The sequence below is a fragment of the Sphingomonas aliaeris genome (assembly GCF_016743815.1).
Classification (GTDB): domain Bacteria; phylum Pseudomonadota; class Alphaproteobacteria; order Sphingomonadales; family Sphingomonadaceae; genus Sphingomonas; species Sphingomonas aliaeris.
The window spans coordinates 2518202-2532901 of record NZ_CP061035.1; the positions used below are offsets into that span (position 1 = coordinate 2518202).

The window sequence follows — 14700 nt, forward strand, 5'->3', positions numbered from 1 at the left end:
CGTTCCCGCCCCGCGCGGAGCGGACCCTCCGTCGCCAATATCGTGACAAGGGCGACCGGCTCGGCACCGAACGCCCGCCGCACGAGATCGCCCCAGTCAGCCACGCGCGCGAAGCTCGCCGACCGCCATCAGGATCCGCTCCGGCGTGGCGGGCGCGTCCAGCGCGGGAAGGCCCTTCCCCGGAGCCGTCGCCGCGACCGCCGCGGTCAGCGCGGAAAAGACCGAGATGGCCAGCATGAACGGCGGTTCGCCGACCGCCTTGGACCGGTGGATCGTCGCCTCGACGTTAAGCCCTGCCGCCCACAAACGGATATCCATCCGCGCCGGCCGGTCGCCCGCGGTCGGAATCTTGTAGGTCGAGGGCGCGTGTGTCAGCAGCCGCCCGCGATCGTCATAGACCAGCTCCTCCGTCGTCAGCCAGCCCATACCCTGAACGAACGCGCCCTCGATCTGCCCGAGATCGATCGCCGGGTTCAGCGACCGGCCGACATCGTGGAGGATATCGACCGCTAGCACGCGATGTTCGCCGGTCAGCGTATCGATCACCACCTCGGACAGCGCCGCGCCATACGCGAAGTACAGGAACGGCCGTCCCGAATGCGTCGCGCGATCATAATGGATGTGCGGCGTCGCATAGAAGCCGGTGGACGACAACGATACGCGCGCCAGATGCGCCATCCGGCACACGGTCTCGAACGGGACAAGTTCGTCCCCCGCCACGACGCCGTCCGCCGTGAATCGCACGTCCCCCGCCTGACAACCGAACCGGTCGCCCAGGAAGTCCGCCAGCCGCGCACGCACCGTGTCCGCCGCGCGGAATGCCGCCATGCCGTTCAGGTCCGCGCCCGACGACGCCGCCGTGGCCGACGTATTGGGCACCTTGTCCGTGCGCGTGGAGGTGACGCGGACACGATCGACCGGCACCGCGAAGACATCGGCGACCACCTGCGCCACCTTGATCATCAGACCCTGCCCCATCTCGGTGCCGCCATGATTGATCTGGATCGACCCATCGGCATAGACGAGCACTAGCGCGCCTGCCTGATTGAGATGCGTCGTGGTGAAACTGATGCCGAACTTTACCGGCGTCAGCGCCAGCCCTTTCTTCAGCACCGTATTCCGCGCGTTGAACTCGGCGACCGCCGCCTGCCGCCGCGCATACTCTGCCTGCTCGGCCAGTTCGGCGATGATCTCCGGCGCGACATTATCGGTCACCGTCATGTGATAGGGCGTCACGTCGCGGCCGGGCGCGTACAGGTTCACCTGCCGCACCGACAGCGGATCAAGGCCCAGATGCACCGCGATCGCGTCCATCACGCGTTCGATCGCCAACATGCCCTGTGGCCCGCCGAACCCGCGAAACGCGGTGTTCGATACCGTGTGCGTTTTCAACCGGTGGCTGACGATCTCAACCGCGGGCAGCCAATAGCAATTGTCCGCATGGAACATGGCGCGGTCGTTGATCGCCGAAGACAGGTCCCACGTCGCGCCGCAGCGTGACGCCAGTTCGATCCGTATTCCCGCAATCCGGCCGTCCGGCGTGAAACCGACATCGTACCCGGCGGAGAATTCGTGCCGCTTGCCGGTCATTGCCATGTCGTCGTCGCGATCGGCGCGGATCTTCGCCGGACGCCCGGTCTTCGCCGCGACCAGAGCCGCCGCCACCGCGAACGCCGCCGCCTGTGTCTCCTTCCCGCCGAACGCACCGCCCATCCGCCGCACCTCGACCGTCACATCGGCATGCGAGCACCCCAGGACCTTCGCGATCAGATGCTGGATTTCGCTCGGATGCTGGGTGGAGGACAGGACGTGCACTTGCCCGTCCTCTCCGGGCACGGCCAGCGCGACTTGCCCCTCCAGGTAGAAATGCTCCTGCCCGCCCATCTCAAGCGTGCCGGAAATGCGGTGCGGGGCGGCGTCCAGCGCGGCAGCGGCATCGCCGCGTGCCATACGCTGCGCCTCCTCGATCACCGAACCCGCCGCCTTCGCCTGTGCGATCGTTGTCAGCGCCGGCAGCGGCTCCACGTCCACCACCGCCTTGCGCGCAGCACGCCGGGCGATCTCCACGCTGGTCGCCGCGACGACGAACAAGGGCTGGCCGGGATAGAGTATCTCGCCATCCGCAAACAGGCGGTCGTCGCCCTTCACCGGGCTGACGTCGTTGACGCCCGGAATATCCGCCGCCGTATAGACGCCGACCACCCCCGGCACCGCACGCACCGCGTCCAGATCGATCCCGAGCAAGCGCGCATGCCCGTCCGCCGCCAGCCCGAAGGCGAGGTGGAGCAACCCGGGCGGCTCGGCGATATCGTCGATATAGACGGCCCGCCCCGCGACATGCGCCTCCGCGCTGTCGTGCCGCCGCGAGGCCCCGACGCTGCGCTCAGTCATGGTCGGATACCAGATCCAGCACGCTGACCTTCTCTCCGGACTGCTCGGCCCAGAGCCGCCGCAACAGGTTGCCCGCCGCCAGCGATCGGTATGCGGCGGAACCACGCGCATCGTCCAGCGGACGGAAATCCTCTGCCAGCGCCAGCGCCGCGTGCTCCACCGTCGCCCCGCTCCATTCCTGTCCGAACAAAGCCGCCTCGCAACGCGCAGCCCGTGCCGGAATGCCCGCCATGCCGCCGAACGCGACGCGCGCCGCCGATACCACACCCCGGTCGATCGAGATCGCGAACGCGCCGCAGACGGCGGAGATATCGCTGTCGAACCTCTTGGTCAGCTTGGTCACGCGCACGATCGTGCCGGTCGCGGGGCGCGGCACGAACACGCTTTCGACGAACTCATCCGCCGCCCGGTCCTGCTTGCCGTAGGATAGGAAGAAATCCTCCAGCGCCATCGATCGCCGCTCGTCCCCGCGCCGCAGCGTCAACACAGCGCCGAGCGCGATGAGCGCGGGCGGCATGTCCCCGATCGGCGATCCGTTGGCGATGTTGCCGCCGATCGTTCCCGAATTGCGCACCTGTACGCCGCCGATCCGCCGCACCAGTTCGCCCAACTGCGGGTCCAGCCTCGCCAGCGCCGCGCGCGTCTCGTTATAGCGCACCCCCGCGCCTATCCTCAGCCCGTCCGGCGTCTCCTCAATCGTCCGCAGGTCGGCGATGTCGCCGATAAAGATCACCGCGCCCAGATCACGGTGCTGCTTCGTCACCCACAGCCCGACATCGGTCGCGCCGGCGACGATCCGCGCACCGGGATTCGCCAGCATCAGTTCCGCCAGTTCGTCCGACGTCTCCGGGGCGAACCAGCCGGGGCCGGCGTTCGACCGCGCGATCGTGCGGAGACCGGCAACGATTCCGGCATCGTCGCCCGGCCCCGCCGGCACCGCCTCGCCTGCCTCCAGGATCGGGCCGTACCCCGTGCAGCGGCACAGATTGCCGGCGATGACATCGGCCACCGGCTCGCCCGTCGTCCCGGCGGCTCCGACGCTCCGTCCGTAGAGCGACATGACGAAGCCCGGCGTGCAGAACCCGCATTGCGAGCCGTGCCGATCGATCATCTCGCGCTGCACCGGGTGCAGGTCACCGCCGGCCGACAGGCTCTCGACCGTCTTCAGCGCCTTCCCGTCCAGCATCGGCACGAACAGGATGCACGCATTCACCGCACGCCAGTTTACCGCCTCGCCGTCCGGATCGCCAAGCAGGACAGTGCATGCGCCGCAGTCACCCTCGGCACAGCCTTCCTTCGTCCCCGTCCGGCGCAACTTGTAGCGAAGCAGGTCGAGCACGCTGTCGGTCGCACCGGCCGTGACCGATACGATCTCGCCGTCCAGCAAAAAGCTGACGTTTCCGCCGCCGGGATTGGTCACGGTCTCAGCTGCCACGGTAGGTCGAATAGCCATAGGGGCTGACCAGCAGCGGGACGTGATAATGGCCGCCCGTTTCCGCAATGCCGAAGTCGATCCGCACCACATCTAGGAACGGCGGGTCGGCCAGCACGACGCCCGCCGCGCGGTAATAGTCCGCCACCCCGAATTCCAGCGCATAGCGCCCGGCCCCCACCGCGCCCGCGCCGAGCAGTTCCGGGCAGCGCCCATCCCGGTTGGTCGTGCCCGACGCGATCAGTTCGCCTGCATGGAACAGCCGCACCGCCACGCCCGCCGCGGGCCGGCCGCTGGCGGTGTCCAGCACATGCGTCGTCAAACCCGTCATGCCGCCACCCCCTGAACCGCCGGCCATTCGGACACGAATTCGCGTTCATCGAAGGCGTGATAGTCGGACAGGATCGCATCGCGATCGTCGAGGAACAGTTGATCCGCCACCCCGCGCGCCAGTCGCGGCAATGCGAACTTCAATCCCGACAGCGCGGAGGCCGACAGTCCGTGGCTGATCAGCGCCGAATAATTGAACGCGAACAGCCCGTGCAACGCCCCCGCCGCGCCCGCCTGTTTCGCCTGAAAACGGAAGTCGGGGCCGAGATAGGGATGCGCGTCGATCACGGCGTTGGCGATCCCGACCGGCGCAGAATACCGGTCGCTCCACCGCGCGATGCCGTCCGCGACCAGAGCGAGTTCGGGCCGCAGTGCCGGATCGGTCACCAATCCCGTCGACAGGACGAGAAAGTCGTAATCGAACATACCCTTCGGCGTCGTGATCTTCACCACCCCTTCCCGCTCGGCGACGTCGGTCCAGGCGCTTCCGGTGTGCAGCGCGAACCCGGCGAACGACGCCGCATGATCGAACATGTCGCTCGTCGGCGGCTGGTTGCGATCGAAGAAGCTCGCCATGATCTCGTACTTGGTCGCATCGTCCAGCGCTGGAAAGCGTGGCATGACACCGGCCCGCTCCATGAAGCGGATCGGGTTGACGCGGGGCAATTCCGCCCGCCGGATAAATACGTGCGCTGCCGCTACGCCGCTTTCGAGCGCCGCCGCCGCATTGTCGAACGCCGATGCACCGCCGCCCAGGATCGCGACCCGCTTGCCCGCCAGCGCGGTATAATCGACCGCTTCCGACGTATGGGCATAGCGCTCGCGGGGCAGCGCCTCCGAGACGAAGCGCGGCACGTGCCACCCGCCGCCGCCCTGTATGCCCGTCGCCAACACCACCTTGCGCGCGATCAACGACGAACCGTCGCTAAGGTCCAGCCGGTACGTCCCGTCCGCCAGCGGGGTGATCAGGTCCAGCCGTACGCCGTTCCGCACCGGCAGTTTCAGCACGCGGCGATACCACCGCAGATAGGCCATCCAGTCCCGCCGCGCGATCTTGCCAAGCGCCGACCAGCCGTCCGCGCCGTGCTGCGCCTCCCACCACGCACGGAACGTCAGCGACGGGATGCCGAGGTCGATCCCGGTCAGCTGCTTCGGCGTCCGCAGCGTCCGCATCCGCGCATAGGTATCCCACGGCCCTTCGTATCCGGCAGGATTTTCGTCGATCACCAGCACGTTCGAGACGCGTTCGCGCTGCAAGGCTAAGGCTGCGCCCAGCCCGCTCTGCCCGCCGCCGACGATAACGACGTCAATCACCCCGTCCCGCAGACGCACCCAATCGGGCGCGTCATGATCCAGCATCGCCAGATCGTGCGTCACGCGCGCTTCGAGATGGTGCAGGCTCACGCGACCATATCCATCCGCAGCCGGACGATCTTGCCGATCTCCGCGATCGCGGTGGCGATCTCCGTATCACGATCATTCTCCAGCCGGGCCTCCATCGCCGCGAGGATGCCCGCTTTGTCCGTCATCCGCACGCAGATGATGAAGGGGAAGTCGAACCGCGCGCGATATGCCGTATTCAATGCATGGAAGCGGTCGAACTCGGCTTGCGTCAGCCGGTCCAGCCCAGCCGACGCCTGTTCCGCCGCCGACGCCTCGGTCAGCGATCCGTCGACCGCCGCCTTGCCCGCCAGTTCGGGATGCGCGCGGATCAGCGACAGCCGCTCCTCGTCGCTCGCCTCGTTTACCACCTGCATCATCCCGGCATAGGCATCGCCCAACGGCAACCGCGCCGCCGCGCGTCGCACCACCCACGGGCTGTGTTCGAACAGCGCGCCATAGCGGCGAATGAAATCGTCCGGATCGGTCGCGGCGGTCATGACGTCTCCCCCTCCAGCGAGACATGCGCGGACACCACTTTCCATCCGTCCGCGAACTTCACCCAAGCCTGCGTCTGCCGACCGCGCCGCGCGCTGCCCGCCCGGTGGAACTCGGCATCGGCAGTCGCAAACACGTCGCCGTACACGGTGATCGCCACGCGTCCGAGGGTCCGCTGCGGTGACCCGCCCCGCCCTTTCCGGAACGCGCGGATTTCCTCGATCCCGTACAGCACCTCGCCCACGCCATAGCGGTTGGTCGTCGGCGCATCGTGGAACAGCGCATCCATCGCCGGGATATCGTCCGCCATCAGCGCGCGCTCGTATTCGTGGAACGCCGCCGTCACCTCGGCCAGCAACACGGGATCGTCGACCTTCATGCCGGATGAACCCGCATCCAGTGCCGCGCGATATCGATCCGGCGCGCCACCCACGCATCGCCGCTTTCCAGCACATGATCGAGGAACTGCGCCACTGCCAGTGCGCGTCCGGGCCGCCCGGCGATCCGCCCGTGCAGCCCCACAGACATCATCCGCCCGCCTTCCTCACGCAATTGCTCGAACGTATCGACCAGATAGCGGAAGAACTGCACCCCTTCCGTAAAACCATTGAGCGCGACCATCTTCATGTCGTTCGCATCCAGCGAATAGGGCACGATCAATTGCGCGCGTCCGTGCCGCCGGTCGTAATAAGGCAGGTCATCGGCATAGCTGTCGGCATCGTAGAGGAACCCGCCTTCCTCCGCGATCAGCCGTGCGGTGTTCGGCGATGTCCGCCCCTGATACCAGCCGAGCGGCCGCGCGCCCGTCAACCGCGTATGCAGCGCGATCGCCTCCGCGATATGCGCGCGCTCGACCTCTTCGGGTACGGTCTGATAGTCGATCCAGCGATAGCCGTGGCTGGCGATCTCCCAGTCCGCGGCCTGCATCGCCGCCACCGCCTCGGGGTTCATCTCCAGCGCCGCCGCTACGCCGAACACCGTGACGGGCACACGTCGCGCGGTGAACAGCCGGTGCAGCCGCCAGAAGCCGGCGCGCGATCCGTATTCGTACAGGCTTTCCATCGCCATCGCCCGCGCATTGTGGCTCGATGCGCCGATCATTTCGGACAGGAACGCCTCGGATCCTGCATCGCCGTTCAGGACGCTGTTCTCGGCGCCTTCCTCGTAATTGACGACGAAGTTCACCGCGATCCGGGCGCCCCCTGGCCAAGCGGCGTCCGGTGGCGACTGGCCGTAGCCCGCAAGATCGCGAGCGTTCATTCTCCCCTCCCTGAAAGGGAGGGGTCGGGGGTGGGTAGAGGCTTGGCGACACACGCGCCGCCCCCCCGGACCAGACGCATCGCCCGGACGCGACCCACCCCCAGCCCCTCCCTTTCAGGGAGGGGAGCGAGAAGGGGTCCCTCCCTTCCAGCGCGGAAAGCAAGACGGCGCCCGCCCTCACGCGCCCCACGCCTCCAGCGCCGCGTCTACCCCCGCCCCCGCCGGCACCGCAAACCCCTCCGCGCGCAATACGCTCTCCAGCGCGCCCAGCGTGATCAACACCTTATGCTTCATCGCATTGTATCCCATCGCGCCGATCCGCCAGATCTTGCCCTGCAACGGCCCGAACGCCGCGCCGATCTCGATCTCGAAATCCTCGCGCATCCGCGCCCGCACGCGTTCGCCGTCCACGCCCTCGGGGATCAGGATGCCGGTCACGTTCGTCATCCGGTGCGCATCGTCGCCGAACACCGTCAGCCCCATCGCGCGCGCGCCCGCGACGACCGCGCGACCCGCCGCCGCATGCCGTGCGAAGCGCGCCTCCAGCCCCTCGCCGAGCGCGACGCGGGCGCATTCCCGCGCGCCGTACAGCATCGTCGTCGCTTCGGTGTGGTGGTTCAGCCGCTTGTCCGACCAGTAATCCATGATCATCGCCAGATCGAAATAGTTCGAACCGATCCGCACGCCCGATCCGTCCACGATATCGTCGCGCCGGATCCCCTTCTCGACATGCCGGCGCGAGAAGATCCGCTCCGCCGCTGCGTCCGAAATCGTGATCGGCGCGGAGCCGGATGGCCCGCCGAGACACTTCTGCAAGCCTCCGGTGACGACATCCAGACCCCAGGTGTCCGCCTGCATCGCCATCCCGCCCAGCGTCGCGGTCGCATCGACATAGGACAAGGCACCACTAATGCGGCACAGATCGCCCAGCCCCGCGAGAGGTTGCGCCATCGTCGTCGACGTATCCCCGTGAACGGTCGCGACCACCTTGGGACGGGTCCGCGCGATCGCCGTTTCGATGTCCGCCAGCGGCACCACCTGCCCCCACGGCGCGCTCACGGTTTCGATCACCGCGCCGATCCGTTCGAGTATTTCCGTCAGCAACAGCCCGAACCGGCCGAAATCCACCACCAACACCGTATCGCCCGGCGCGACCAGCGAGATCAGGCTCGCCTCGATCGCCGAGCGTGCCGTGCCGTCGATCAGGAACGTCCAGCGATTGGCCGTCCCGAACACCGGCCGATACAGCGCCATCACCTGGTTCATGTACGCCGTCATTTCGGGGTCGAACTGGCCAAGCAGATCGGCGGACATCGCGCGCAGCACGCGGGGATGCGCGTTGACCGGCCCCGGCCCCATCAACAGCCGCTGCGGCGGATCGATCTCTCCGAACAAGTCAGGCGTCACTTGCGGCTCCAATTCCACGATGCTCCGGCGTCTCGATGAACCCCAATGCTTCTATGAACCGAAGCATGACGCGCAGCGCGATCTCGACATCGCCCACCGCGACCTGCTCGGCTCGATTGTGACTGATGCCGCCTGCGCAGGCGATAAACAACATCGCCGTCGGGCAAAGCCGCGCCAGGATCATGGCGTCATGCCCGGCCCCGCTCGCCAGCCGCCGATCGGGCTGGCCCTCTGCCCGCGCCGCCTCGGCCATCGCCTCCACCAGAACCGGATCGCACAGGCTGGCCGGCAGGTCATTGGTCCGCTCGATCGTCACGCCCATTCCGCGCGCCGCGCCGATCCGGCCGATCGCATCGCGGATCGCGCGCGCCGCTTCGTCCCGCACCGCGCCGTCCAGCGCGCGGATATCGATCGAAAATCCTACCCGCCCGGGGATGACGTTGGTCGCATTGGGCGCGACGATCATCCGCCCGACCGTCGCCACCAGATCCGCCGGGCCGTTCTGTCCCGCCTGCTCGACCGCCAGCACGATCTCCGCCGCCGCAGCCAGCGCATCGCGGCGCAAGGCCATCGATGTCGTGCCCGCATGCCCGGCCATCCCCTCGATCACCACACGGTATCGCAGTTGCGACGCGATGCCCGTGACGATGCCGACCGCCAGTCCCTCGATATCCAGCGCGGGCCCCTGCTCGATATGCGCCTCCAGATAGGCGAAAACCGATCCCGGATCGCGTCGTGCGGTATACACATCGCCGGCGGAGAAAGCCGCCAGCGCCTCCGCCGCCGAAACCCCGTTCGCGTCGCGGACCGCCAGTGCCTCGGCGGTCACATCGCCGACCAATGCCCGGCTCGTCAGCATCGCGCTCGGAAAGCGCGACCCTTCCTCGTCACCGAACGCGATCACCTCGATCGCGAACGGCATCCGACGGCCGGACCGGTGCAGTGCGGCGACGCATTCTATTCCCAGCATGACCCCCAAAGGTCCATCATACCGCCCAGCATCGCGGACGCTGTCGATATGGCTGCCGATCAGCAGTGCAGGCGCATCCGGCGTGGTGGCGTCATAGCGGCCGATCAGATTGGTCGCCCCATCGATGCGCACCGTCATGCCGGCCTCCGCCATCCATTCCGCCACGCGCCCCTGCGTCGCGCCGAAGGCCGGCGTCATCCACGCGCGGAACAGCATATCCGGCGCATCGCTATAGGGGGACACCCCCAGCGCATCGCAGCGCGCCACCGCCCGTGCGCCACCCGGATGATCCATAGTCACCACGCGGCGACCGCACCGTCGCTGCGCGGGTCGGTCGCCCCTTCCAGCACGCCGGATGGATGCCGGACGATCGCCCCGGCATGCCCCATCGTCGCGGTGAACGGGTCGAGCAATTCCACCTGATGCCCGGCCGCGACCAACTGCTCGTACAGCGCGGGCGGGAAGCGATCCTCGATTTTCAGGCTGGTGCTGGCATCGCCCCACGTCTTGCCCAGCAGCCAACGGGGCCGGGTGATCGCCTCCTGCAACGGTACGCCGTAGTGGGCGTAGCGCGAGAAGATCGCCGCCTGCGTCTGCGGCTGTCCCTCACCCCCCATCGTGCCATACGCCATTACGCGCCCGTCATCGAATCGCGCCATTGCGGGATTGAGCGTGTGAAACGGTTTTCGCCCGGGTTTCAATGCGTTCCACCCCGTTTCCGCCAACCGGAACGAGCTACCCCGGTTTTGCCATGTGATCCCCGTCCCCGGAAGAACGATACCCGAACCATATTCGAAATACGTGCTCTGGATGCAGGATACGACCCGCCCGTCGCGATCGGCCGCACCGAACCAGCACGTATCGCCCGCGCTTGCCGGTCGCGGCCAGGGCAGGGCAGTTCGTGGATCGATCCGCACCGCCATCGCATCCAGCCCCGCCGCATCGTCCAGCCAACGCTGTGGATCGACCGTCATGTGCGCGAGATCGCCGACATGGTCGTCGCGGAACAGGAACGCCTGCTTGGTCGCCTCGACAAGACCGTGAATATGATCGAACCCCTCGGCCTCCGCCGCCGCCAGTCGGTCGAACAGTGCGAGGATCAGCAGGGATGCCACGCCCTGTGTCGGCGGCGCAGTGTTATACAGGGTCGCGCCGGAGACCGGGACGTGCAGCGGGTCCGGCCGGGTGGCGGCATGCAGGCGCAAATCCTGCCCGGTCACCGGACTGCCCATCGCCTTCAGATCCGCCTCGATCATCCGTGCCAAAGGCCCGTCGTAAAAGGAACCGAAACCGTCCCGCGCGAGCAAGGTCAAAGCGCCCGCCAGCAATGGCTGACGCAGTATGTCACCCTCATTCAGCGGCTTACCGTCCGGTTCGAATATCGAAGCCCAAGCCCCTGGAAGATCGCGTAATTCCTCGCTCTTCGCAGCGCTGATCGCCGCGCCGCCGCGAGTCACCGGCACACCCCGCTCCGCATAGAGGATCGCATCGCGGAGCAATCGGGCGGGCGGCATAGAGCCGCCGCTGCCCGAGAGCGCCGCCGCCCAGCCGGAGACCGTCCCTGCGACCGTATTCGCAGCCAAAGGCCCCCGCCACGGTATCGTATCCAGTCCCGCATACAGGCCGAGGTCCGCCGAACGCGCCGCCGCCCCACAAGCGTCGATCGCGTGCATCCGCCCGTCCGGTTCGGCGATCAGCCAGAACCCGTCGCCGCCGATCCCGGTCATGTGCGGATAGACCACTGCCAGCGTCGCGGCGACCGCGACCGTCGCCTCCACTGCATTCCCGCCGTCGCGCAAGATGCTCAGTCCTGCCTGCGCCGCCAGATGATGCGGCGCGGTCACCATGCCGTTCAGGCTCGTCACGTCGTGGATCATTCCGCTTCATGCCCATCGCCCGGCCGCCCGGCAATCCGCACGGCGGATGCGCACGATGGCGGCGTCAGGCGTAGGTCGGTCGGCATGCGGTCGTCCCCCGATCGTGCCAGACATCCTTCCCGTCGAACCGGTCGTTGCCGGTCCGACGACGCAGCCTATCATGCCGTCAGCGAAGCGAAAGCCCTTTAAAAGACGGGCACTGATCCGATTACGCCGTCGCGTTCCAGGCGCTTCGCATAAGCAAACAGCGCGCCCTCGCGACCCGGCCATCCGATCAGCTGGACGCCCAGCGGCAATCCGTTCGGGAGGCTGAGCGGCGCGGCGATCACCGGCAGGCCGATAAAGCTGATCGGCTGCGTCAGCCGCCCCAGATGCGCGCGCGCCGGAACGCGTTCGCCATCGACCGTCACGACCGGATCGGCGATCGTCGGCGCGACTTCCCCCACGCACGGTGCTACCAACACGTCATACGTCTCGAACACCCGCTCGACTGTCGCGCGGAAACGCTCGCGTACCTCCAGCGCCGCGAGATAATGCGCCGCCGGCAACATCGCGCCCGCGATCAGCCGGTCGCGCGTAGCAGGATCGAACGCCATCGCCCGGCACCGTAATTCCGGCAGATGCCGCCGTCCGCCTTCCGCCGCAGTCATCAGGAAAGCTGCCGACCGCGCCTGTTCGACGTTCGGCAATGACAGCTCGGGCAGCGACCCAAACACCGCCAGCGCGCCCTGCATTTCATCCGAAAGATTGTCGGCAAACCAGTCAGTTAGCCGAGCAATCTTCTTTTCGTTCTCAATCGAAAAGGTGCTGCCTGCCAGCACTGTACATACTGCGGAAAGTTCATCGATCGATCCGGCGAACGGCCCGATATCGTCGAAGCTGTCGACGAACGGATAGACGCCCGCCATCGGCAGGCTGCCATGCGCGGGCTTGTACCCGTACAGTCCGCACAAGGCCGCCGGCACGCGGATCGACCCGTTCGTGTCCGATCCCAAAGCGACCGGGACCATTCCCGCTGCCACCGCCGCTGCAGACCCGCCGGAAGAACCCCCTGCCAAGCGGCTAATATCACATGGATTTTTTGTCGTGCCGAATGTCGCGTTGATCGTCGCGAAGCCGTATGCATACTCATCCATGTTGCAGGTCGCGACCAGTACCGCCCCCGCCGCCCGCATGCGGACGATGGCCTCCGCATCGCACGTCGCTGGTGGCGCATCGCGCAGCATCCCCGCCCCTGCGGTCGTCGCCAGCCCCGCCACGTCGAACAGGTCCTTCACTGCGTACGGCACGCCCGCCAGCGGCCCAGGATCGCCACCGCCCGCAACGATCGCATCCACCGCGCGCGCCTCATCCAGCGCACGGTCGGCCAGCACGCGCGTGATTGCGCCGATCGCTCCGTCCCGCTCGCGTATCCGCGCCAGGCTGCGTTCTGCGAAATCGATCGCGGTACGCCGTCCGGCCCGCACGTCCGCGGCGATATCCAGCGCGGATTCACTCGACATCGGCGGCAATCCTGCGCGCGTGCTCCAGCAATACGGCCAGATTGCCGCTAACGCCGGGCAGGCATTCTGCGGGAATGTCCAGACCGATCAGCGCCTTGGCAATCGTTTCGATCTCTATGTCGGAAAGTGGTGGCTGCATCCGGGCATCACAGCGCAAACCATCCCCGGATGCAATGCATCGGCGTCAGCGGACGACCGTATCCCGCTTCATGGGCGCCAGCTTCGCCAGCATCCGGTTCTGCGCGAGATACGGAACTTTCTCGTCCCGCATCGACGCTTGCAGATTCTCGACCAGCGCGTTGAAGTCCGCGGCCTGCAGCCCGAGGTCCTTGTGCGACGACTTCATTTCGCGCCCACTATAGTCGCACCCGCCGTTCAGGATGTAACAGAACTGCTCCTTCAGCGTCCGGCGCAGCCGCACGACATCCTGCCCCTTGAAAATGTCGGAGATGCGCGGATCGGCGATATTGCGATCGACCATCCCGTCGACGACCCGCGCGATGCCCTCCTTACCATGAAATGCCCGGAACATATCCTCGCCTTCGAACTGGCGCGCGCCGGCATTGGCGTTGCTATGTTCATAGGGTTCGACCGGATCTTCATTCGGCGGCGTAACAGCCTGCATGGAGAGCAAAGATGCCAGGAAGAACGAAATCACTGCTCACACTCCATGTTCACAAACTGCCCTGCACCGACAGGAAAAGCCCGCGCTGCCGCCGAACGGTCGCGACATCGCCCAGATCGACATAGGCGGCGGTGAGCGCGACGTGTTTCGAGGCCGACCATGCGGCGAACACATCCAGCCCGCGCTGTTCGCGCGCGAAACCCAGATTGCTCGGCCGCGTGCGATATTCCGCCCCCACCAGCAGGTTGCGCCTGACCAGCATCCCGGCCGACCCTTCGAACTTTGCCTTATACGCGTCGTTCCGATCTCCGCCGAAGCCGAGCAGCCCGAACTGGTTGGCCTTGGTCACGCGCACCGTCGCATTGACGACCAGCGAGCGCGACAGGATGATCTTGGTCGCCGCGACGTAGAAATCCGTGCCGTTCGACTGGCGCCCGCCCACCGCGCGGATGATCGGCGCCTTGTCCGCGCGCTTGTGCTGCACGCCGATCGATATCTGCGGCAGGATCCGGTCCTGATCGTAGACCGCGCTGCCGATCAACCGCACCTTCGCGCCGTAGATATCCTGTCCGAACCTGAAACCCTTGCCCAAGCCGAGCGCCGCGCCCGCATCCCGCGTGTCGAAGCTTTGCCGCGCGAACGACAGTTCCACGCGATCCTTGATCCCCACCGCGACACCGCCGCTGGTCAGGTCGAAATCCGGCAAGGCGACATAGGTCGCATGCGCCTTCGCACCGATCCCGGCATCCGTCTCGTTACCTGCGATCAACGCCCAACTCGCCAGCCCGCCGCCGGCCGCGCCCTCGACGCTGGAGACGCCGCCGGTCAGCAACAGCTTGCCGCCCTGGCGCATCTCGCCCGCCATCGCAGCCCGCGGCCCCGCCGCCGCAAGCCCCCGAGACATAGGATCGTCAACATCACCCGAATCGCAACTTTCGGCATCATTCTCGGCACGCTCCGGCACATCGTTCGTACCCTCTTGCCGCTGGATGGTTAGCGTTGTGTGAAAGACCCATTTACGTGTCCGA

Annotated in this window: 14 protein-coding genes; all 14 read right to left on the bottom strand. The window is 67.0% G+C overall.

The window, feature by feature from the left end:
• Positions 1-96: 96 nt before the first annotated feature.
• The 14 genes from xdhB to H5J25_RS11950 all read right to left on the bottom strand — a co-directional run bounded on the left by xdhB (position 97) and on the right by H5J25_RS11950 (position 14576).
• On the bottom strand, positions 97-2391 hold the full coding sequence (gene xdhB / locus H5J25_RS11885) for a xanthine dehydrogenase molybdopterin binding subunit (protein WP_202091218.1): 2295 nt from the start codon (positions 2389-2391) through the stop codon (positions 97-99).
• On the bottom strand, positions 2384-3826 hold the full coding sequence (xdhA, locus tag H5J25_RS11890) for a xanthine dehydrogenase small subunit (RefSeq protein WP_225883083.1): 1443 nt from the start codon (positions 3824-3826) through the stop codon (positions 2384-2386). The genes xdhB and xdhA overlap by 8 nt, the downstream gene beginning before the upstream one ends.
• Complete coding sequence (gene uraH, locus H5J25_RS11895) at positions 3816-4154, bottom strand: hydroxyisourate hydrolase (protein WP_202091231.1); 339 nt, start codon at positions 4152-4154, stop codon at positions 3816-3818. Before uraH ends, xdhA begins: the two co-directional genes overlap by 11 nt.
• Entirely contained in the window at positions 4151-5557 is a 1407-nt protein-coding gene (locus H5J25_RS11900) for an FAD-dependent oxidoreductase (RefSeq protein ID WP_202091233.1), read from the bottom strand. Before H5J25_RS11900 ends, uraH begins: the two co-directional genes overlap by 4 nt.
• A complete protein-coding gene (gene uraD, locus H5J25_RS11905; protein ID WP_202091235.1) occupies positions 5554-6033 on the bottom strand; it encodes a 2-oxo-4-hydroxy-4-carboxy-5-ureidoimidazoline decarboxylase in 480 nt (159 codons plus the stop codon). Before uraD ends, H5J25_RS11900 begins: the two co-directional genes overlap by 4 nt.
• A complete protein-coding gene (hpxZ, locus tag H5J25_RS11910) occupies positions 6030-6410 on the bottom strand; it encodes an oxalurate catabolism protein HpxZ (protein WP_202091240.1) in 381 nt (126 codons plus the stop codon). The genes uraD and hpxZ overlap by 4 nt, the downstream gene beginning before the upstream one ends.
• Complete coding sequence (gene puuE, locus H5J25_RS11915) at positions 6407-7291, bottom strand: allantoinase PuuE (RefSeq protein WP_202091246.1); 885 nt, start codon at positions 7289-7291, stop codon at positions 6407-6409. Before puuE ends, hpxZ begins: the two co-directional genes overlap by 4 nt.
• A 177-nt stretch (positions 7292-7468) precedes the next feature.
• Positions 7469-8650 carry a pyridoxal-phosphate-dependent aminotransferase family protein gene (locus tag H5J25_RS11920; protein ID WP_202096336.1) on the bottom strand — a complete coding sequence of 394 codons (1182 nt, stop codon included), beginning with the start codon at positions 8648-8650 and terminating at the stop codon, positions 7469-7471.
• Between the two features lie 37 nt (positions 8651-8687).
• Positions 8688-9962, bottom strand: coding sequence for an allantoate amidohydrolase (locus tag H5J25_RS11925; RefSeq protein ID WP_202096337.1), 1275 nt, complete (start codon positions 9960-9962; stop codon positions 8688-8690).
• A 2-nt stretch (positions 9963-9964) separates the two neighbouring features.
• A complete protein-coding gene (locus H5J25_RS11930) occupies positions 9965-11545 on the bottom strand; it encodes a gamma-glutamyltransferase family protein (RefSeq protein ID WP_202091248.1) in 1581 nt (526 codons plus the stop codon).
• 185 nt (positions 11546-11730) lie between these two features.
• Complete coding sequence (locus tag H5J25_RS11935; protein WP_202091250.1) at positions 11731-13047, bottom strand: AtzE family amidohydrolase; 1317 nt, start codon at positions 13045-13047, stop codon at positions 11731-11733.
• Positions 13037-13186 carry an AtzG-like protein gene (locus tag H5J25_RS11940; RefSeq protein WP_202091252.1) on the bottom strand — a complete coding sequence of 50 codons (150 nt, stop codon included), beginning with the start codon at positions 13184-13186 and terminating at the stop codon, positions 13037-13039. Before H5J25_RS11940 ends, H5J25_RS11935 begins: the two co-directional genes overlap by 11 nt.
• 45 nt (positions 13187-13231) lie before the next feature.
• Entirely contained in the window at positions 13232-13705 is a 474-nt protein-coding gene (locus H5J25_RS11945) for a group I truncated hemoglobin (protein ID WP_225883084.1), read from the bottom strand.
• Between the two features lie 16 nt (positions 13706-13721).
• A complete protein-coding gene (locus H5J25_RS11950) occupies positions 13722-14576 on the bottom strand; it encodes a DUF3034 family protein (protein WP_202091254.1) in 855 nt (284 codons plus the stop codon).
• Between the last annotated feature and the right edge of the window lie 124 nt (positions 14577-14700).